The sequence below is a fragment of the Agromyces rhizosphaerae genome, from assembly GCF_027925245.1.
Classification (GTDB): domain Bacteria; phylum Actinomycetota; class Actinomycetes; order Actinomycetales; family Microbacteriaceae; genus Agromyces; species Agromyces rhizosphaerae.
Genome location: NZ_BSDP01000001.1, coordinates 2,254,430 through 2,274,813, shown reverse-complemented (window position 1 = coordinate 2,274,813; position 20,384 = coordinate 2,254,430). Strand labels below are relative to the sequence as shown.

The 20,384-nt window shown below is 71.7% G+C and carries 16 protein-coding genes and 1 tRNA gene; 7 read left to right on the top strand and 10 right to left on the bottom strand.

Annotation, left to right across the window (positions count from 1 at the left end; genetic code table 11):
* The first annotated feature begins 76 nt into the window (after positions 1–76).
* Positions 77–970 carry a formylglycine-generating enzyme family protein gene (locus QMG39_RS10665; RefSeq protein WP_281887250.1) on the top strand — a complete coding sequence of 298 codons (894 nt, stop codon included), beginning with the start codon at positions 77–79 and terminating at the stop codon, positions 968–970.
* A 27-nt stretch (positions 971–997) separates the two neighbouring features.
* Here QMG39_RS10665 and QMG39_RS10660 read toward each other — a convergent pair whose 3' ends face one another.
* Positions 998–2,470: a multicopper oxidase family protein gene (locus QMG39_RS10660; protein ID WP_281884794.1), complete on the bottom strand. Its 1,473-nt coding sequence runs from the start codon at positions 2,468–2,470 to the stop codon at positions 998–1,000.
* A gap of 152 nt (positions 2,471–2,622) precedes the next feature.
* Here QMG39_RS10660 and QMG39_RS10655 point away from each other — a divergent pair, with 152 nt between their 5' ends.
* Both QMG39_RS10655 and QMG39_RS10650 read left to right on the top strand, forming a co-directional pair.
* Entirely contained in the window at positions 2,623–4,122 is a 1,500-nt protein-coding gene (locus tag QMG39_RS10655; protein ID WP_281884792.1) for an arylsulfatase, read from the top strand.
* 69 nt (positions 4,123–4,191) lie between these two features.
* On the top strand, positions 4,192–5,457 hold the full coding sequence (locus QMG39_RS10650; protein WP_281884790.1) for a multidrug effflux MFS transporter: 1,266 nt from the start codon (positions 4,192–4,194) through the stop codon (positions 5,455–5,457).
* A gap of 6 nt (positions 5,458–5,463) precedes the next feature.
* Here QMG39_RS10650 and QMG39_RS10645 read toward each other — a convergent pair whose 3' ends face one another.
* Positions 5,464–8,409 (bottom strand): helix-turn-helix transcriptional regulator, encoded by a 2,946-nt coding sequence (locus QMG39_RS10645; RefSeq protein WP_281884789.1) that lies wholly within the window; start codon positions 8,407–8,409, stop codon positions 5,464–5,466.
* Between the two features lie 100 nt (positions 8,410–8,509).
* Here QMG39_RS10645 and QMG39_RS10640 point away from each other — a divergent pair, with 100 nt between their 5' ends.
* Complete coding sequence (locus tag QMG39_RS10640; protein WP_281884787.1) at positions 8,510–9,223, top strand: trimeric intracellular cation channel family protein; 714 nt, start codon at positions 8,510–8,512, stop codon at positions 9,221–9,223.
* Positions 9,224–9,273: 50 nt separating this feature from the next.
* Here the strand turns inward: QMG39_RS10640 and QMG39_RS10635 are convergent.
* Positions 9,274–9,360 (bottom strand) — tRNA-Ser (locus tag QMG39_RS10635).
* 118 nt (positions 9,361–9,478) lie between these two features.
* On the opposite strand from QMG39_RS10635, the gene radA reads away from it, so the two are divergent.
* On the top strand, positions 9,479–10,843 hold the full coding sequence (gene radA, locus QMG39_RS10630) for a DNA repair protein RadA (RefSeq protein ID WP_281884785.1): 1,365 nt from the start codon (positions 9,479–9,481) through the stop codon (positions 10,841–10,843).
* Between the two features lie 60 nt (positions 10,844–10,903).
* On the opposite strand, the gene QMG39_RS10625 is transcribed toward radA, so the two are convergent.
* From QMG39_RS10625 to QMG39_RS10615, 3 genes are all read right to left on the bottom strand, one after another.
* Positions 10,904–11,311, bottom strand: a complete 408-nt coding sequence (locus QMG39_RS10625; RefSeq protein ID WP_281884783.1) for a dehydrogenase — start codon at positions 11,309–11,311, stop codon at positions 10,904–10,906.
* Positions 11,312–11,406: 95 nt separating this feature from the next.
* A complete protein-coding gene (locus tag QMG39_RS10620) occupies positions 11,407–12,048 on the bottom strand; it encodes a hypothetical protein (RefSeq protein ID WP_281884781.1) in 642 nt (213 codons plus the stop codon).
* Positions 12,049–12,129: 81 nt separating this feature from the next.
* On the bottom strand, positions 12,130–12,654 hold the full coding sequence (locus QMG39_RS10615) for an amino-acid N-acetyltransferase (protein ID WP_281884779.1): 525 nt from the start codon (positions 12,652–12,654) through the stop codon (positions 12,130–12,132).
* A gap of 18 nt (positions 12,655–12,672) precedes the next feature.
* Here QMG39_RS10615 and QMG39_RS10610 point away from each other — a divergent pair, with 18 nt between their 5' ends.
* Entirely contained in the window at positions 12,673–13,563 is an 891-nt protein-coding gene (locus QMG39_RS10610; protein ID WP_281884778.1) for an aminoglycoside phosphotransferase family protein, read from the top strand.
* Between the two features lie 85 nt (positions 13,564–13,648).
* Here QMG39_RS10610 and QMG39_RS10605 read toward each other — a convergent pair whose 3' ends face one another.
* Positions 13,649–16,174 (bottom strand): ATP-dependent Clp protease ATP-binding subunit, encoded by a 2,526-nt coding sequence (locus tag QMG39_RS10605; protein WP_281884776.1) that lies wholly within the window; start codon positions 16,172–16,174, stop codon positions 13,649–13,651.
* Positions 16,175–16,356: 182 nt separating this feature from the next.
* On the opposite strand from QMG39_RS10605, the gene QMG39_RS10600 reads away from it, so the two are divergent.
* Positions 16,357–17,364: a pirin family protein gene (locus QMG39_RS10600; protein WP_281884774.1), complete on the top strand. Its 1,008-nt coding sequence runs from the start codon at positions 16,357–16,359 to the stop codon at positions 17,362–17,364.
* A 73-nt stretch (positions 17,365–17,437) separates the two neighbouring features.
* Here QMG39_RS10600 and cls read toward each other — a convergent pair whose 3' ends face one another.
* The 3 genes from cls to QMG39_RS10585 form a co-directional block, all read right to left on the bottom strand.
* On the bottom strand, positions 17,438–18,913 hold the full coding sequence (gene cls, locus QMG39_RS10595) for a cardiolipin synthase (RefSeq protein ID WP_281884772.1): 1,476 nt from the start codon (positions 18,911–18,913) through the stop codon (positions 17,438–17,440).
* A 4-nt stretch (positions 18,914–18,917) separates the two neighbouring features.
* Entirely contained in the window at positions 18,918–19,106 is a 189-nt protein-coding gene (locus tag QMG39_RS10590; protein WP_281884770.1) for a hypothetical protein, read from the bottom strand.
* Positions 19,107–19,181: 75 nt separating this feature from the next.
* Complete coding sequence (locus QMG39_RS10585) at positions 19,182–20,030, bottom strand: endonuclease domain-containing protein (RefSeq protein WP_281884768.1); 849 nt, start codon at positions 20,028–20,030, stop codon at positions 19,182–19,184.
* Positions 20,031–20,384 lie beyond the last annotated feature (354 nt).

Below are 20,384 nucleotides of genomic sequence, written 5' to 3'. Positions count from 1 at the left end.
GGCCGGAACGGCCGTCGCGCGGACCGGGGCACCGGCCCCGGACTAACGTGGAGGCATGGCGACCTCGACCAGGGACATGGTGCGGATCCCCGGCGGCACGTTCCGCATGGGCTCGACGGAGTTCTACCCCGACGAGCAGCCCGTGCACGAGCGCGCAGTGGCGACCTTCGAGATCGACCGGTACGAGGTGACGAACGCGCAGTACGCCGAGTTCGTGGATGCGACCGGGTACGTCACCGTCGCCGAGCGCCCGCTCGACCCCGCCGAGTTCCCGGGCGTCGACCCCGCCGAGCTCGTTCCCGGTGCGATGGTCTTCACCCCGACGCCCGGCCCGGTCGACCTGCGCGACTGGCGGAACTGGTGGCGGTGGGAGCCCGGCGCGAGCTGGCGGCATCCGTCCGGCCCGGACTCAGGCATCGACGACCTCGCGCAGCATCCGGTCGTGCACGTCGCCTTCGAGGACGCGACCGCCTACGCCGAGTGGGCCGGCGTGCGCCTGCCCACCGAGGCCGAGCACGAGTACGCCGCGCGCGGCGGCCTCGACGGCGCCCGGTTCGCGTGGGGCGACGAACCGTACCCCGGGGGCGAGGCGCTCGCCAACTCGTGGCTCGGGCGCTTCCCGTACGACAACCGCGGCGTCGGCGGCACGGCGCCGGTCGGCTCCTACCCCGCCAACGGCTACGGCCTGTACGACATGACCGGCAACGTCTGGGAGTGGACGAGCGACTACTACACGCCCCGGCACGTGCAGCTGTCGGACACCCCGGTCGACCCGGGCCGCCGCACCAACCTGCTCGCCTCGGCGAGCGCCCAGGACGGCTTCCCGAACATGCCCCGCCGGGTGCTGAAGGGCGGCTCGCACCTCTGCTCGCCCGACTACTGCCTGCGATTCCGGCCCGCCGCGCGCTCGCCCCAGGCCGAGGACACCGGGCAGTCGCACATCGGCTTCCGGTGCGCGCGCGACGCCTGAGGCATCCGATCGCCGTGATCTCGGGCGTCAGCCGGCCTCGATCACGCCCATCATGCCGAGGTCTTCGTGGTCGAGGATATGGCAGTGGTAGACCGTGCGGCCGGGGAAGCGGTCGAACGCGATCCGCACGGTGACGGCGCCGCCCGCGGGCACGTCGACGACGTCGCGCAGATCGAGACCCGGCACCTCGCCGCCGCCTTCGCGCACGACCTGCATGGGCCAGATGTGCAGGTGGAACGGATGGTCCATGGGCGAGGTGTTCTCGATCGTCCACTCCTCGACCGTGCCGATGCGCACCTGCTGGTCGACGCGCCCAGGCGCGAATTCCCGTCCGTCGATCAGGAAGCGCATGCCGCCGGCGCCCGCACCCGCGCTCATCTCCATCGTGAGCGCGCGCGTACCGTCGATCGCCGCGTCGCGCAGGTCGGGGTGCGACTCCGGGGTCGCGTCGGCGACGCTCGGCGCCGGGGCCGCGGCATCCGGCACGACGGTGAGCACGACGGCGTCGGGTGCGACCGTGGATGCGCCGCTCATCATGCCCATGCCCATGCCGCCGCGGTCGTAGCCGACGGCCGTCACGGCCGTGGCGGAGTCCGGGACCGTGACCACCATGTCGGCGCGGTTGCCGGGAGCCAGTACGAGGCGGTCCGCGGGCGACTCGGCGAGGTGGCCGGAGTCGAGACCGCGCAGGCGCGCGCCGAGGCCGTCGAACCGCAGGTCGAGGTACCGGCTCGCGCAGGCGTTCACGATGAGGAGCCGCTGGTCCTCGCCGGGCGGTGCTGCGAGTTCGGGAGCGACCCCTCCGTTCGTGAGCAGGGTCTCGCCGGTGCGTCCCAGCATGCGCTCCGCCCGCGACACGGTCGCGACGGCGCCGTCGGCGATCGTGGTGTCCGACACGACGACGATCCGGGGCGCGACCTCGGCCCAGTCCTCGTCGTCCACCACGATCGCCCCGTACAGCCCGGCGAACAGCTGGTCTGTCACCATGCCGTGGTGGTGCGGGTGGTACCAGCACACGCCGACCGGGTGGTCGTCCGGCAGGGCGATCTCGTAGTCGAACGTGTCGCCGGGCGCGATGTGCACGAACGGGTTGTCGCTGTTCTCCGCTGCGGAGACGACGAGCCCGTGCGTGTGGAGGTTGGTGGGTTCGTCGAGCCCGTTGCGCAGGCGCACGCGCAGCAGGTCACCCGGTCGCAGGTGCAGGGTCGGTCCCGGCACGGTGCCGTTGTACGCGAGCATGCGCACCGAGGTGCCGCCCAGCACGACGTCGGCCGGGGCGAGCTCGAGGTCGAGATCGAGCACGCCGTCGACCGACTCGATCACCTCGGGCTCGTGCCATCCCGTCGCGCCGGCCGGCGAGGACGTCGCGTCGTCGGACGCGCCCTGATCGGTGCCCTCCGGCGCCTCGGAGCCGAGATTGGCGACGACGAGCGCGGTTCCCCCCACGGCGACCGCGCCGACGCCGACCGCGCCCAGCGCCAGCACCTGTCGACGTGTCATCGAACCACTCACCGATACCCCCGGGCTATCCTCGCGCCTCCATGCTATGTCGAAAGTTCACCCTCCGCCCCTGTCGCCCGGCGTTCGGCGATGGTTGGATGGCCGTGTTCCCCCACTCGACGGTTCCCCCATCGACGCAGGAAGGACACGTCATGGCCGACACGCCCAACATCCTCATCATCTGGGGCGACGACATCGGCATCTCGAATGTCAGCGCCTACTCCGACGGGTTGATGGGGTACCGCACCCCGAACATCGACCGCGTGGGCGAGGAGGGCGTGCGCTTCACGGACTACTACGGCGAGCAGAGCTGCACGGCCGGTCGCGCCGCCTTCATCACCGGGCAGAACCCGTACCGCACGGGACTCACGAAGGTCGGCATGCCGGGTGCGGACATCGGCCTGCGCGCCGAGGACCCGACCATCGCCACCGCGCTCAAGGAGCACGGCTACGCCACCGGCCAGTTCGGCAAGAACCACCTCGGCGACCGCGACGAGTTCCTGCCCACGATGCACGGGTTCGACGAGTTCTTCGGCAACCTGTACCACCTGAACGCCGAGGAGGAGCCGGAGCACCCCGACTACCCCACCGACGACGAGATCCCGAACTTCAGCGAGCGGTTCCGCCCGCGCGGGGTCATCCACTCCTGGGCGAACGGCGACGGCACGCAGCGCGTCGAGGACACCGGGCCCCTCACCCGGAAGCGCATGGAGACCTGCGACGAGGAGTTCCGCGATGCGGCGGCCGACTTCATCCGCACGCAGGCCGCCGACGACACCCCGTTCTTCGTCTGGTTCAACTCTACGCACATGCACTTCCGCACCCACACCAAGGAGTCGAGTCGCGGCCAGGCCGGTCGGTGGCAGTCGGAGTACCACGACACGATGATCGACCACGACAACCTGGTCGGCGACCTGCTCGACCTGCTCGACGAGCTGGGCCTGGCCGAGAACACGATCGTCATGTACTCGACCGACAACGGGCCGCACATGAACAGCTGGCCGGATGCCGGCATGACACCGTTCCGCAACGAGAAGAACTCGAACTGGGAGGGCGCCTATCGCGTGCCGGCGATGGTGCGCTGGCCCGGGCACATCCCGGAGGGCACGGTGCTGAACGGCATCGCGAGCCACGACGACTGGTTCGTCACGCTGCTCTCGGCCGTCGGCGACCACGACGTGGCCGACCGCCTCGCCGCGGGCACCGAGCTCGCGGGCTCGCACTTCAAGGTGCATCTCGACGGGCACGACCTGATGCCGTACCTCACGGGCGAGGTCGACGAGAGCCCGCGCAAGCACTTCTTCTACGTCTCCGACGAGGGTGACCTCACGGCCATCCGCTACGACAACTGGAAGATCGTCTTCCTCGAGCAGCGCACCCAGGGCACGCTCGCCGTCTGGCTCGACCCGTGGGTCGAGCTGCGCGCGCCGAAGCTCTTCAACCTGCGCACCGACCCGTACGAACGCGCCGACCAGACGTCGAACACCTACTACGACTGGCTGCTCGACCGCGTCTTCCTGTTCGTGCCCGCGCAGGCGTACGTGGCGAAGATGCTCTCGACGCTCGAGGAGTTCCCGGTGCGCCAGCGGCCGGCGTCGTTCACGATCGACCAGGTGCTGGAGAAGCTGCAAGACGTCGCCGGGAACTCCTGACGCCGCGCCGTGGGCGGGACGGACGCCGCGGCTCACCGGTGACGATCACCGGCGATAGGTTGTCAGACGATGAGCACGCACCAGGACCCGCCGGCGTCGCCGGAGCAGCACCGTATCCCCGGCACCTCGCCCGCACCGGCCGGACTGCGCGTGACGCCGCTCCTGCTCGTCACGCTCGGCCTCCTCACCGCGGTCGCGCCGTTCGCGACCGACCTGTACCTGCCCGCGTTCCCCGAGATGCTGGACGACCTCGACACGACCGCGAGCGGCGTGCAGGTCACCCTCACGGCGTTCCTGCTCGGGCTGGCCGTCGGCCAGCTCGTCTTCGGCCCGGTATCCGACCGCTTCGGACGGCGCGTGCCGCTCATCGTCGGCGCAGCGATCTACGTGGCCGCGAGCACGATCGCGGTGCTGGCGCCGAACGTGGAGGTGCTCACCGCGGCGCGCTTCGCGCAGGGCGTCACCGGCGCGGCGGGCATGGTCATCGCCAGGGCCGTGATCGCCGACCTGGCGACCGGGCGTGCCGCCGCGCGCGCGTTCAGCCTCATGATGCTCGTGGTCGGGGTCGCCCCGGTCATCGCACCCCTCATCGGCGGGATCCTCGCCGACCCGCTCGGCTGGCGCGGGCTGCTGGGCGTCGTGCTCGGCCTCGCCGTGCTGATGCTGGCCGGCGTCCTCACCGTCGTGCCCGAGTCGCTCCCGAGGTCGCGGCGCGACGAACTCCGGGCGCTGCAGTCGACCCACGGATCGGGCGCGCGCGACCTCGGCTCGGCGGTGTTCGTCGGCAACACGCTCGCCTTCGGGTTCGGCTTCGCGGTCATGATGTCGTACATCGCCGCATCGCCGTTCGTGTACCAGGTGATGATGGGCGTGGGCCCGGTCGTCTACGGCCTCGGGTTCGGGGTGAACGCGCTCGGGCTCATGGCGATGACCTGGGTCGCGGCCAGGCTCGCGGCATCCGTCGAACCGGCCCGGCTCGTCGCCGTCGGCCTGTCGGCGATCCTGACCGGGGCGGTGGCCTTCCTCGCGCTCAGCCTGTCGGGTGCGCCCGCCGGCTGGCTCGCGGTGCCGCTGTTCGTCTGCGTGAGCAGCCTCGGCCTGGTCATGGGCAACGCGACCGCCCTCGCGCTCGGCGCCGTGCCACGGGCCGCGGGCACGGGCTCGGCGGTGCTCGGCGCGACCCAGTTCGCCCTGGGCGCGGCGGTCGCCCCGATCGTGGGCGTCGGCGGCGAGTCGACGGCGCTCCCGCTCGCCATCGTCATGGTCGCGTGCGCCGGCCTCGCGCTCGGATCGTTCACCGTGGCGTCGCGCGTCGCCGCTCGCGCCTCGCGCTGACGGCCGTCAGTCGCCCTCGGAGAGCCGGGCCGCGTAGGCAGCCGCCTCGGCGCGGTTCGCCGCGCCGACCTTCGCGAGGATCGCCGAGACGTGCACCGACGCGGTCTTGTGCGAGATGAACAGGCGCTCGCCGATCTGCCGGTTCGTGAGCCCGGCCGCGACGAGGTCGAGCACCTGCCGTTCGCGGGCGGTCAGCTGCGTGGCGTCGGCCGGCCCGCCTCCCCGGCGAGCGAGGCCGGCACGCTCGCGGAGCTCGCGCGCCCACCGTGCCACGACCACGAGGCCGTCTTCGCCCGCATGTGCGACGAGGCCGTCGAGCAGCGCCGCAGCCTCCTCCCGCTCTCCGGCTGCGACGAGCTGCTCGGCGAGCCGGTAGTGGGCGTAGTGCACCGCGAGTCGCGGCACGGCGGCGTTCGCGCAGGCATCGACCACCACCCGCCAGAGCGCGACGCGCGACACGACCGATGCACCGTCGGCCCCCGCGAGCTCGGCGGGCACGATGGCGCGGAAGAACGCGCGCGGCCCGACGTCGTCGATGGCGGCGACGTCCTGCTCGACGACCGAGCGCAGCGCGGCGGTCACCTCGTTCGACACCCCTGCCTCGGCCGCGGCCCGCAGCGCCCACGCCGCGGTGGGCAGCATCTGCTCCCGGAAGCCGGGGGTGATCTCTGCGAAGTCCTCGGTGACGGTCGCGGCGTGCGCGACCGCCGAGCCGATGAGTGCGCTCCGCTCGTCACCGGTCGCGGACTCGGCCGCGATCAGGTCGGCCGTGGCGAGCGTGCGCTTCCACCCGAGCCCCTCGTCGCGGTCCTCGGTCGTCGCTGCACTCGCGGCGCCGTCTTCGCCCTCACCGGTCAGCGCTGCGTCCTCCGGCCGGTCGGCCCAGATCTCGGCCCACATGATGGTGCGCAGCGCGAACGAGCGGAACACCGAGCCGTGCGGCAGGAGCGCGAGCGCCCGCCGTTCCTCGGCGATCCCCTCGTCGAGGTGGCCGCTGGCGATCAGCGATTCGCCCAGGTTCGTGCGGATGATCGAGCCGTGGAGTCGCTCCACGCCCAGCCGCACGCACTCGTCGACGGCATCCCGGGCCAGCGCGATCGCGTCGTCGTACCGCCCCAGCCGGAAGTACAGGTCGGAGAGGTTGCAGAGCGCGATGTATCGCAGGTTGCCGGGGCGGGCGATGCGGGTCACCTCGAGATGCGCCTCGACCGCACCCTCGATGTCGCCGCGCGCAAGGCAGCGCCAACCGATCCGCTGCACGACGTTCGCGATCGCGTCGACGTCGCCGCTCTCGCGGGCGAGCGCGAGCGCGCGCGCCTCGAGCTGTTCCAACATCTCCGGCGGCGCGTCCCCGAGCTCGGGCGATACGGCCCGGCCCGAGAGCGCCAGCGCGAGCAGCCGCTTCTCCTCCGGCCCGTCTGCGGATCCCAGCGCCGCCTCCGCGCGCGCCATCCACTCGCGGTGCACCGTGTAGTCGGCGGTCGTGCTGGCGGCGATGGCCAGCTGCACGCACAGGCGGGCCTCGACGATCCGGTCGAGTCCGGGCGTCTCCAGCGCCTGGAGGGCGACCGCGCGGAGGCGCTCCATGTCGCCGAGGTCGTTGAGCACGTCGCAGAGGTCGGCCGCGAAGCCGGCATGAGTCGTGCCCACGACCTGCTCGGGGTCGTGCGCGTTGCTCCAGAGCGCCAGCACCCGCTCACCGAATCGGGCCGCTGCCGGCGGGGCGAAGCTCGCCGCGGCATCGCGATACGCCCGCACCGTGGCGCGGAACGCGCGGTCGTCGTCGCGTGCCGCGAGCCAGTGCTCCGCAGCCTCCGCGGCGACCGACGCGTCGCCCCCGTCGAGCCGGACCTGCAGCGCCTCGGCGTACCGGCGATGCAGTCCGAGGCGCTCGCCCGCCAGCAGGTCGGCGTGCACCGCCTCGCGGATGAGCGCATGCCGGAAGACATACGCCTCACCCTCGACCGACAGCACGTTCGCGTCGATCGCCTCGCGCAGCGCCTCGTCGAGGCCGTCGATGTCGGCCACCTGGCGCAGCACTTCGTCGGACACCCGCACTCCGCCTACGGCCAGCACCCCGACCACGCGTTGCGCGGCGCGCGACAGGCGTTCCCAGCGCGCGAGCACCAGGTCGACGACGGTGTCGGCGAGCGGCCCGTCACCGACGGCGAGCACCTCCTCGACCAGGAACGGCACGCCGTCGCTGCGCAGCGCGACGCGGTCGGCGAGCTGCTCGGCGACGGCATCTCCAGCGATCGCGCGGATCTGCTCGCCCACCTCGGCGGAGGTGAGCCGCGTCAACTCGACACGTACGACGTTGCGGCTGCGCTCGAGCTCCCCCAGCACCGATCGCAGCGGATGCCCCCGGCCGACGTCGTCGGTGCGATAGGTCATCACGAGGGTCAGCCGCTGCCCGCGCAGGCTCGTGGCGAGCGTCCTGAGCAGGGCGAGCGTGGCGGTGTCGGCCCAGTGCAGGTCTTCGATCACGAGCACCAGGTGGTGGGTCGAGGAGAGGTGCTCGAGGAGCCGCTCGATCGACTCGGCGACCTGGTCCGGCCCGCCGACCGCCGCCGGCACCTCCCCGGCCGTCAGTTCGGGCAGCAGCGACGCGAGGATGCCGAGCACCGCTCCCCCACCAGCCGCAGACTGGAACGCCTCCTCGCCGACGGCGTCGATGAGGTCGCGCAGCATCGGTCGCAACGGCGTGAACGGGGCGCCGATCGGCCCCAGGTCGACGCACTGGCCCACCGCCACGACGACGGGCGCACCGTCGGCCGGCTCACGCACCGCCGTCAGGAACTCGCTCACGAGCCGGGACTTGCCGATCCCGGCCTCCCCGCGCACCACGACGGCGGCCGGTCGGCCGTCGCGCCCCGAGGCGAACACCTCCCGCAGGGTGCCGAGCTCGGCGCTCCTGCCCACCATGATCGGGGCGGATACCGTCGTGGGCATGCCCTCATGATGGCAGTTCGCGAGCCGTGTAGCCCCTCCCAATCGAGGGGCCATCGTGGCTTCGCGCCTCGGCCTAGAGTGACTGGCGGAGGGAGGGGCGATGATCTCAGCGGCATCCGATTCGGTCTCGACCGCACTCGCCGTGGTGCAGGCGTCGCTGGAGTACGCCGGCACCGTCGCGTTCGCGATCTCCGGGGCGGTCGCCGCAGGCCGCAAGCAGATGGACCTCGTGGGCGTGATCGTGCTCGCCTGCATCGTCAGCGTCGGCGGCGGCACGGTGCGCGACCTGCTGCTCGGCAGCACGCCGGTGTTCTGGGTGCAGAACCCCACGTTCCTGCTCGTCGGCGCGATCACCGCGCTGGTCGTCGTGCCGCTCACCCGGACGCGCGCGATCGACCTGCTGCGTCGCTACCGGATCGTGCAGCTGTCGGATGCCGCGGGCATGGCGCTCTTCGTCGTCGTCGGCACGAACGTGGCGATCCAGGCCGGGGCGAACCCGGTGGGCGCGGCGATCATCGGCGTCATCGCGGGTGTCGGCGGCGGCATCATCCGGGACATGCTCGCGAACGAGATCCCCGACGTGCTGCGCGGCGGGCAGTTCTACATCACCGCGGCACTCGTCGGCGCGCTCGTCTACGTGCTGCTGCTCGAGCTCGACGTGCCCGAGCTGGTCGTGTTCTGGGTGCCGATCGTGATCATCCCCACGATCCGCATCGTCTCGGTGCTCACGGGCTGGGGCGTGCCGACGTTCGTCTACAACGCGCCGCCCACCGGGCAGCTCCCCACGATCGACCCGGACGACCTCCGCCGCTGAACCCATCCACGGGAACGACGAAACCCCCTCCGAGGAGGGGGTTTCTGGAGCGGTACCGGTGGGATTTGAACCCACGGTGGGCTTTCACCCACACAACTTTTCGAGAGTTGCACCTTAGGCCGCTCGGACACGGTACCGCCGACTATCGTAACCGCGACGGCGCGCTGCGCCAAAACGAGGGCGGATGCCGCAGGGCCCGGGCGGCACGCGCAGCGCCTCGCGCCGGCTGTCGGGGGCCGCGCCTACACTCGCAGCATGGCCCGCCCCTCCACGTCGTTCCGCTGCTCCGAGTGCGGCTGGACGACGGTCAAGTGGGTGGGCCGCTGCGGCGAGTGCCAGCAGTGGGGCACCGTCGTCGAGCACGGCGCTGCTGCGGCCGAGGCGAAGGCCGTGCGGCCGGCGGCGGTGGCGGATGCCTCGCGAGCCCGGCCCATCACCGAGGCGGCGGCCGAGGATTCGCGGCATCGCCCGACGGGCGTCGGCGAATTCGACCGCGTGCTGGGCGGCGGCATCGTGCCGGGCGCGGCCATCCTGCTGAGCGGCGAGCCGGGCGTCGGCAAGTCGACGCTGCTGCTCGAGGTCGCGGCGCGCGCCGCTGCATCCGGCCGCCGTGTGCTGTACGTGAGCGCCGAGGAGTCGGTTGCGCAGGTGCGCCTGCGCGCCGAGCGCACGGGTGCGCTGCACGACACGCTCTTCCTCGCATCCGAGACCGACCTCGCGACCGTGCTCGGGCAGGTCGACGCGGTCGAGCCCGACCTGCTCATCGTCGACTCGGTGCAGACCGTGTCGAGCGCCGAGTCCGACGGCGTCGCCGGGCAGCCGAGCCAGGTGCGCGAGGTCGCGTCCACGCTCATCCGGCTCGCGAAGCAGCGACACCTCCCGGTGCTGCTCGTCGGGCACGTCACGAAGGACGGCTCCATCGCGGGCCCGCGACTGCTCGAGCATCTCGTCGACGTCGTCTGCCAGTTCGAGGGCGACCGGCACACGGCGCTGCGCTTCGTGCGCGCGCTCAAGAACCGGTTCGGCCCGACCGACGAGGTCGGCTGCTTCGAGATGACCGGCGAGGGCATCAGCGAGGTGCCCGACCCGAGCGGACTGTTCCTCTCGCGGTCGCGGGTCGCGGTGAGCGGCACCTGCGTGACCGTGGCGCTCGAGGGCCGGCGCGCGCTGCCGGTCGAGGTGCAGGCGCTCGTCGTCTCGACCAACGCGCCCCAGCCGCGGCGCGTGGTGAGCGGCGTCGACTCGTCTCGGGTGGCCATGATCATCGCGGTGCTCGAGCGGCGGGCGGGGTACTCGCGGCTCGGCGCGCACGACGTGTACGTCTCGACGGTCGGCGGGGTGCGGCTCGCCGAGCCGGGCGCCGACCTCGCGATCGCGGTGGCCATCGCGAGCGCGATGAGCGACCGCGCGGTGCTGGCCGAGATCGCCGCGGTCGGCGAGATCAGCCTCGCCGGCGAGGTGCGGCCGGTCGCGGCCGCCCGGCAGCGCGCCGCCGAGGCACGACGGCTCGGCTACCGCCGCCTCATCGACGACGAGGTCGGCAGCGTCAAGGCGGCCGTCGAGCACGCGCTCATGACCCGGGCATCCGCCCGGGAGCAGGAGCTCGACGCGGTGTTCTGACGCCGGCTCGGCTCACGGGCGCGGCCGGCTCAGGGGCATCCGCTCGCCCCGCCGGAGAAGCTAGGCGTCGAGCGCGGCGAGCAGGTCGCCGGGCGACGCCTGCATCGGGTGCGGGCCGGCGATGTCGAGGAACACGGTCGTGATCTCCGAGCGGTGCGTGCTGAGGAACGAGCGCAGCCACGCCGGGCTGTGCAGGCCGACCGCGGGCGGCAGGTTGGCGGGCTTGTTCGCGGCATCGCTGAAGAGCAGCAGGGCGACCTCGGCGGTGTTCGGGTCGCGGTAGGTCCAGACCTCGCCGCCGTCGAGGGGCTTGTCGCGCGGGCCCGGCTTGATCAGCGGCACGACGGTGTTGCCGTGACGCAGCGCGAGGGCGACCGCAGCCATGTCCTGCCGTTCGAGGGCCTCGGCGAGCGCCTGCGACCGGAACTCCTGCGGGCGCGCCGGTTGACGCTTCTTCTTGGAGGCCATGCCCCCACCCTACGTTCCCGAGTTCCCCAGACCCGTCGAACGACTGCGCTCCGAAGGCTCAGAGCGCAGGAAATCGACGGGTCTGGAAGGCGGGCTCAGTAGAGGAGCATCTGCTTCGTGGCCGACGAGTCGAAGCCGTCGACCGAGACCGAGAGGTGGTACGAGGCGCCGCCGGCCGGCACGGGCTCGCGCTCCTCGTCGTCGCACGTCTCGGGGTCGGAGCGCGTGCGGTCCCACACGATCGCCGCGGCCGAGCTGAGCGGCTCGTTCGGAGTGAGGCTCACCTCGGCGTCGATCGGGTCGACCTGGCAGTCGGTCGAGGTCCAGTAGACGTCGTTGCCGCTGGTGATCGTGAACACCTGGGCGGCGGTGCCGGCGTTCAGCACGCACACGTTCGGGCCCGTGTTCGTGAGCGTCAGCGTGAGCTCGGGCAGCTCGCCGGCGGCGTAGGTCGTGGCGTCGGTCACGGGCTCCACGATCACGTTCTCGGGCGCGCACGGGTCGCCGTCGACGGCGACCTCCTCGGTGGGCAGCGCGGTGGCGGGGGCATCCGTCGCCGCAGTCGTCGAGACCGGCGTGCCCGCCCCGTCGGGCTGGGCGCCCTGGCTCGCGCCCGGCCGCACGATGATGAGCACGATCACGGCGATCACCGCCACGAGTCCCAGCAGCACGATGATGCGTCGACGCCAGTACACCGCGGCCGGCTGCGGCCCCACGGGCTTGCGGATCGTCGACATGGCCTCAGGGTACGGCGACGGATGCGGCGGGGCGCGCCATGTCCCCGGCGTGCCGTTCCCCGGGCCTGCGAACCCGCCGTGCTAGTGGGCCGCCGCGTCCCCCAGCAGCTTCAGCATGCGCGTATTGCCCAGCGTGTTCTGCTTCACGCGCGCGAGGTCGAGGAACTCCGCGACGCCCTCGTCGTGCGAGCGCACGAGTTCGGCGTACACCTCGGGGTCGACGGTCTCGTGGCCCATGTCGACGAACCCGTGCCGGCCGAAGAAGTCGACCTCGAAGGTGAGGCAGAACAGCCGCGAGAGGCCGAGCTCCGCGGCATCCGCCTCGAGCTCGTCGAGCAGCGCGTGCCCGATGCCGTGCCCCAGCCACGCGTCGGCGACCGCGAGCGTGCGCACCTCGCCGAGGTCCTCCCACATGACGTGCAGCGCACCGCAGCCGATGAGGGTGCCGTCGCTCGCCTCGGCCACGCGGAACTCCTGCAGCGCGCCGTAGAGGTCGACGCGCTCCTTGCCGAGCAGGATGCGTCGGTCGACGAGCGGCTCGGTCAGCGTCACGATCCCGGACACGTCGGCGGCGCGCGCACGGCGCACTCGAAAGTCGGCGGTCATCACGTCAGACTAGCGTTCGTGGATGCTCCCGAAGCCGAGGTCCCGATCGACGAGTCGCTGATCGAACGGCTCGTCGCCGCGCAGCACCCCGACCTCGCCGGGCCGGTGCGGATCGTCGACAACGGCTGGGACAACACCATTGCCCGGCTGGGCGACGATCGGTGCGTGCGGATGCCCCGGCGGGCCGTCGCCGCGCCCCTGATCGAGCACGAGATCCGCTGGCTGCCGCGCCTCGCGTCGCGCCTGAACGTGCCGGTGCCCGCAGCCCAGCGTGTCGGCGAACCCGGCCTCGGCTACCCGTGGCGATGGGTGATCTGCCCGTGGCTCGAGGGCCGGGCGCTCACGGAGGTGCCCATCGCCAAGCGGGGCGACACCGCGCGCGACCTCGGTCGGTTCCTCGGGCCCCTGCACCGCATCGCTCCCGACGATGCGCCGCACAACCCGGTGCGCGGCACGCCGCTCGCCGCCACGGCGCCCCGGCTCGAGCAGCGGCTCGCGCACCCCGGCGTGCCCGACCCGGCGCACCTGCGCCGCCTCTGGGAGGTCGGGTTCTCCGTGCCGCCGCAGACCGGCCGCGGGCGCTGGCTGCACGGCGACGTGCACCCCGGCAACCTCCTGGTCGGCGAGGACGACGCGCGCCTCGCAGCCGTCATCGACTTCGGCGACCTCACCGCGGGCGACCCGGCGAGCGACCTCGCGGTGGCGTGGCTCGCGTTCGATGCCGAGGGGCGCGCGGCGTTCCGCGAGGCGGCGGCCCCGTGGCATCCGCCCCGTGCCCGTGCCTGGGTGCGCGCTCGCGCGTGGGCCGTCGTGCTCGGGCTGGCGTTCCTCACCCGCAACGACGACGACTCGCGCATGCACGCGATCGGCGTTCATGCGATGGACGAGCTGCTCGCCGAGACGCCCTGACGAGGCATCCGCTCGCTCTGCCGCGCCTGCGGACACGACGACGCCCCCGGCGGCCGGAGCCGGGGGCGTCGAACGATAATGCGGGTTACTCGCCGGATGCCGCGAGGTCGGGCGTCTGCGGACCCGTGCCGATCGCGGCGTTGGTGTTGACCCCCACGCCCACCGGCAGCTCGCGCTTGGTGGTCGTGAAGACGAACTCGCCGTCCTTGTAGTCGACGTGCACGTGGTCGCCCGAGTTGAGCTCGCCGTGCAGGATCTTCTCGCTCAGGCGATCCTCGACCTCGTGCTGCACCGCGCGGCGGAGCGGACGGGCGCCGAGGGCCGGGTCGAACCCGACCTCGATGAGGCGCTCCTTCGCCGGCAGCGTCAGCTCGACGGTCATGTCGCGGTCGAGCATGCGGTCGGCGAGGCGCTTCACGAACAGGTCGACGATCTGCAGCAGCTCCTCCTTCGAGAGCTGCGGGAACACGATGATCTCGTCGACGCGGTTCAGGAACTCGGGCTTGAAGTTCTTCTTCAGCTCCTCGTTCACCTTGCCGCGCATGAGCTCGTACGCGTTCTGCGAGTTGCCCTCGACCTGGAAGCCGACGGGGCCGCCGGCGATGTCCTTCGTGCCGAGGTTCGTCGTCATGATGATGACGGTGTTCTTGAAGTCGACGACACGTCCCTGGCCGTCGGTGAGACGACCCTCCTCCAGGATCTGCAGGAGCGAGTTGAAGATGTCGGGGTGCGCCTTCTCGATCTCGTCGAAGAGCACGACCGAGAACGGCTTGCGCCGCACCTTCTCGGTGAGCTGGCCGCCCTCCTCGAAGCCGACGAACCCGGGAGGGGCGCCGAACAGGCGGGAGACCGTGTGCTTCTCGCCGTACTCCGACATGTCGAGCGAGATCATCGCCGACTCGTCGTCGAACAGGAACTCCGCGAGCGCCTTGGCGAGCTCGGTCTTGCCGACGCCCGTGGGGCCGGCGAAGATGAACGACCCCGAGGGGCGCTTCGGGTCCTTCAGGCCCGCACGCGTGCGGCGGATGGTCTTCGACAGCGCGGCGATCGCCTCGTCCTGGCCGATGACGCGCTCGTGCAGCGCCTTCTCCATGAAGACCAGGCGCGAGCTCTCCTCCTCGGTGAGCTTGAACACCGGGATGCCCGTGGCCTGCGCGAGCACCTCTGCGATCAGGCCCTCGTCGACGGTCGCGGTCGTGGTGACCTCGCCCGACTTCCACTGCTTCTCGAGGCGCAGGCGCTCGCCGAGCAGCTGCTTCTCCTCGTCGCGGAGGGAGGCGGCCTTCTCGAAGTCCTGGTCCTCGATCGCCTTCTCCTTCATGCCGCGCACGACGCCGATCTTCTGGTCGAACTCGCGCAGCTCGGGCGGGCTCGACAGGATCGACAGGCGCAGGCGGGCGCCGGCCTCGTCGATCAGGTCGATCGCCTTGTCGGGCAGGAAGCGGTCGGAGATGTAGCGGTCGGCGAGGTTCGCCGCGGCGACGATCGCGCCGTCGGTGATCGACACCTTGTGGTGCGCCTCGTAGCGGTCGCGCAGCCCCTTCAGGATGTTGATCGCGTGCGGCAGGCTCGGCTCGGCCACCTGGATGGGCTGGAAGCGGCGCTCGAGCGCTGCATCCTTCTCGAAGTGCTTGCGGTACTCGTCGAGCGTCGTGGCACCGATGGTCTGGAGCTCACCGCGGGCGAGCAGCGGCTTCAGGATGCTCGCCGCATCGATCGCGCCCTCGGCCGCGCCCGCGCCCACCAGCGTGTGGATCTCGTCGATGAAGACGATGATGTCGCCGCGGGTGCGGATCTCCTTGGTGACCTTCTTGAGGCGTTCCTCGAAATCGCCGCGGTAGCGGGAGCCCGCGATGAGCGAACCGAGGTCGAGCGAGTAGAGCTGCTTGTCCTTCAGCGTCTCGGGCACCTCGTTCTTCACGATCGCCTGCGCGAGGCCCTCCACGACGGCGGTCTTGCCGACGCCGGGCTCGCCGATCAGCACGGGGTTGTTCTTCGAGCGGCGCGAGAGGATCTGCATGACCCGCTCGATCTCCTTCTCGCGGCCGATCACCGGGTCGAGCTTCGAGTCGCGGGCGGCCTGGGTGAGGTTGCGGCCGAACTGGTCGAGGATCTGCGAGCCGCCCTGCGCGGCCTGCTTCTCGTCGGCGCCGACCTGCACCTGCTCCTTGCCCTGGTAGCCCGAGAGCAGCTGGATGACCTGCTGGCGCACGCGGTTGAGGTCGGCGCCCAGCTTCACGAGCACCTGGGCGGCGACGCCCTCGCCCTCGCGGATGAGGCCGAGCAGGATGTGCTCGGTGCCGATGTAGTTGTGGCCGAGCTGCAGCGCCTCGCGCAGGCTCAGCTCGAGCACCTTCTTCGCGCGCGGCGTGAAGGGGATGTGGCCGGTGGGCTGCTGCTGCCCCTGGCCGATGATGTCCTGGACCTGCTCGCGCACGGCGTCGAGCGAGATGCCGAGCGACTCGAGCGCCTTCGCTGCGACGCCCTCACCCTCGTGGATGAGGCCGAGCAGGATGTGCTCCGTGCCGATGTAGTTGTGGTTGAGCATCTTGGCTTCTTCTTGCGCCAAGACGACGACACGGCGGGCTCGGTCGGTGAATCTCTCGAACATTCGTCACACTCCTCACGGTGCCGGGCAGGGTTGCGGCTTCCGATACATCGAGGGTAGCCACGGCGGATGCCGGTGGGAGCGGTGTTCGCCGTGGGCGCATCACGGTTCGGGCGTCGGCGCGCGACCGGCTCGGGTCGCGCGAACCCGCCCCGAGGTCGATGCGCAGGCATAGACTCTGGCGCATGAGCAACCTCGAGCGGGATCCCCGCGAACTGCTCTGCGATCCGGATGCCCCTGGGGCGCGTTCGGCGATCGAGATCCTGACCGCGCGCGAGGTGCCGCTCGGCGGCCCCCGTGCGATGACCGTGCGCCGCACGCTGCCGCAGCGCGGGCGCACGACCATCGGGGCGTGGTGTTTCATCGACCACTACGGACCGGACGACGTGGCCGCCACCGGGGGAATGACCGTGCCGCCGCATCCGCACACCGGGCTGCAGACCGTGAGCTGGCTGTTCGAGGGCGAGATCGAGCACCGCGACTCGGCCGGCAGCCATGCGCTGGTGCGGCCCGGCGAGCTGAACCTGATGACGGCGGGCGACGGCATCCAGCACTCCGAGGTGTCGACTCCGGCGGCCGTCACGCTCCACGGCGTACAGCTCTGGACGGTGCTGCCGGATGCCTCGCGGCACGCGAGCCCGTTCTTCGAGCGTCACGAGGCGTTGCGGGTCGCGGCCGACGACGCCGACGTGCGGGTGTTCGTCGGCGCGCTCGCCGGGGTCGACACGGGCGTGACCGTGTTCTCGCCGCTCGTCGGGGCGCAGGTCGACCTGCCGCCGTTCGGGTCGGTGATACTCGACGTCGACCCGGGGTTCGAGCACGGCGTGCTGGTCGACGCGGGGCCGGTGCGGGTCGAGGCGACGGGCGTCGAGGGTGCAGCGGTCGCGGCGGCTGCGGCGCCGACCGAGCTCGCGTACCTGGCTCCCGGTGCACGAGGCATCCGCCTGTCGGCAGGCGAGTCGCCCGTGCGCGTGCTGCTGCTCGGCGGCGAGCCGTTCGGCGAGCAGATCGTGATGTGGTGGAACTTCATCGGCCGCTCGCACGACGAGGTGGTCGCCTTCCGCGAGCAGTGGCAGCGCGACGTGATCGCCGGAGGCGATCCGGGCGGCCGGTTCGGCGGGGTCGACGGCTACGACGGCGACCCGCTGCCCGCGCCCGAGCTGCCGACCGTGCGGCTGAAGCCCCGCGGCTGACCGCTACCGAGCGGGCGCCCGCGGAGGGACGCGCCGGCTCGGGGGCATCCGCCAGCCCAGGGGCATCCGCCCGCTACTGCAGCGCCGAGGTGAGGCGCGCGAGGTTGTCGAGCACGGTGGAGCCGAGCGGCTGCTTCAGCCACTCCTCGAGGGTGAGCTCGCGGCTCTCCTCGCGGTACTTCGCCTCGACCGCGCGCATGTCGGTGACGAACTGCTCACCGCGCACGAGCAGCGAGATCTCCATGTTCAGCAGGAACGACCGGATGTCCATGTTGCTCGTGCCGATCACCGCCACGTCGTCGTCGATCGAGAGGTGCTTGGCGTGCAGGATGTACGGCGCCTTGTACATGTAGATGCGCACGCCGGCGCGCAACAGGGCCTCGTAGTACGAGCGCTGGGCGTGGTAGACGAGCGCCTGGTCGCCGATCTCCGAGACGAAGAGCTCGACGTGCACGCCGCGCTGCGTGGCCGACGAGATCGCCGAGAGCATCGCGTCGTCGGGCACGAAGTAGGGGCTCGTGATGATGATCTTCTCGCGCGCGGCGAAGAACAGCGAGAGGAAGAGCTTGAGGTTGTTCTCGTTCTGGTAGCCGGGGCCGGAGGGCACGACCTGGCAGTCGAGGTTCTCGCTCGCGGCCTCCTGCGAGAACGGCACGATGTCGCGCTCCAGCAGCACGCCGGTCTCGAGGTACCAGTCGGTGAGGAAGATCGTGTTGAGTCCCGAGACGATGGGGCCCTCGAGCCGGGCCATGAGTTCCTGCCACTGCAGCCCGCGCTTGATGTTGCCGGGCTTGTTGTAGCTGCGGTCGATCACGTTCTGCGAGCCGGTGAACGCGATCTCGCTGTCGACCACGAGGAGCTTGCGGTGGTTGCGCAGGTCGGGGCGCTGGTACTTGCCCTTGAACGGCTGCACCGGCAGCATCAGCTGCCAGTCGACGCCGGCGTCAGTGAGGAACTTGATCGTGTCCTTGTAGTTCTTCACCCGAACGGATGCCACGTGGTCGAGCAGCACCCGCACGGTGACGCCGCGCGCGGCGGCGTTCTTCAGCGCCTCGAAGAACGGCCGGGTCGTGGGGTCGAGCGCGAAGATGTAGAACTCGACGTGAACGAAACGCTTCGCCTGGTCGATCGCGTCGGCCATCGCGCCGAGGCTCGCCTCGTAGTCGTCGATGAGCTGGGCGGAGTTGCCGCCGATGAGCGGCATCGAGCCGAGGTTGCGGTTCATGCGCACGACGCCCTCGAACCAGCTCGGCCAGCCCGCGGTGCTCGTGACGCGCTCCATGCCGTGCGTGGTCTCGCGCAGGTAGGTATCGATCTCGGACTGCTTCTCGCGCCGGTGCTTCGGCAGCTTCGGGTTGCCGATCAGCAGGAAGAAGAAGACGCCGATGAAGGGGATGAAGAAAATGGCGAGCAGCCAGGCCATGCCGGCGGTGGGCTTGCGATTCCTCGGGACGACGATGATCGCGACGATGCGGATGATCAGGTCGACGAGCAGGACGGCGCCGGCGACGATCAGCGTGATGAGCGCGTCCTGGCCGGCGTCGGTCATGTGGTCAGGCGGCCGAGCCGTCGCGCGGGGCGTCCAGGCCGAGCTTCGCGCGCTCCTCCGCCTCGATGCGGGCGTAGGCGCGACGCTCGTTGCGGTCGGCACGGATCACCGATCGCATCACGAACCAGAACACCAGCCCGATGAGCACGGTCGGCGCCAGCGACCAGATCGCATTCGCCCAGAAATCGTCCATAGCCCCTTCAGGATACGTGGTCGCGCGCCGCGGGCGCGACTCGCCCGATCGGGGGTCACGTCCGGCGCGCGGCGGTCATCGCGCCGGGCGCCCGTGCGCGAGCAGTGCGGCGATCACCTCGAGGCATCCGTCGAGGTCGTGCACCACCTGCGCGTGTCCGAATCGGTGCCACCGGTAGCCCCGCCGCACGAGCGCAGCGTTGCGCTCGCGATCGCGCGCCGCATCGGCCGGGTCGTCGTGCCAGCGAGCCCCGTCGGCCTCGATCACCAGCCAGCCGTCGATCACGAGGTCGACCCGGCCGACCCCCGCGATGCGCACTTGGGAGCGCACGCTCCAGCCGCGCTCGAGCGCAGCGAGACGGAGGATCGACTCGAGCCCCGACTCCGCGCGCGGATCGAGGTGCGGGAGCAGGCGGCGGATGCGCCGGGGCATCCCGGCGGCCACGACCTCGAGCCGGCGGCGGTCGATGCGGCGCGCGTGCAGGGCGCTGTCGAGGGTGGCGATCGCCTCGTACCGGGTGCGGAACCGCGGCAGCGCCTGAACGAGCGCCGTGCCGACATCGACGCGCCAACGCCGCTCGCCGTCGCGTGCGATGCGCTCGACGCGGATGCGGTACTCCCCCGCGCGCGTGCTCGGCAGCCGACTCGCGCTGCGTGGGCTGACCACGCACAGCCCCGTCTCGTGCGTCACCCACACACCGTGGCTGCGGAGCGCGCTCTCGCCGCCGAGCACGCCGCGCAGCGCGACCGCGCGCACCGCCTCCGCCTCCGCCCGCGCGTTCGCCAGCCACGAGCGGCCCACTCGCCACGCCGAGCCTGCGGCGACGGCCTCCCGGATCGCGCGCTCCGAGTGCCCGAGTCGTCGAAGCTGCGGTTGCGTCGCGAGCCCGCCGAAGCGGGACAGGTCCATGGCGAGATCGCGCATGCGCATCACGGTGGCGCCGAACGTACCGCACACGCGACACGTCGCTTCGGGCTGCGCTCCACCCGGCGCGCTCCGCACCTGTGGAGGAGCATCCGCGCGCCCACCACCGCCACCGCCACCGCCACCGCCGTAGCGAAAACATGCAGATCTGACACTTGGCGGCGAGAACATGCAGACACGCCGCGTCGCGCGCGCGATTGCATGTTTTCGCTACATCGCCGGAGGGTGGGGGCGGCGCGTTGGGCGGCAGCGAGGCGGGCGGGGGGCGCCGGGCGGGGCGGGACGGGGCGGGACGGGACGGGGCGGGACGGGACGGCGGCCGGGCGGGGCGGGGCGGGACGGGACGGGGCGGGA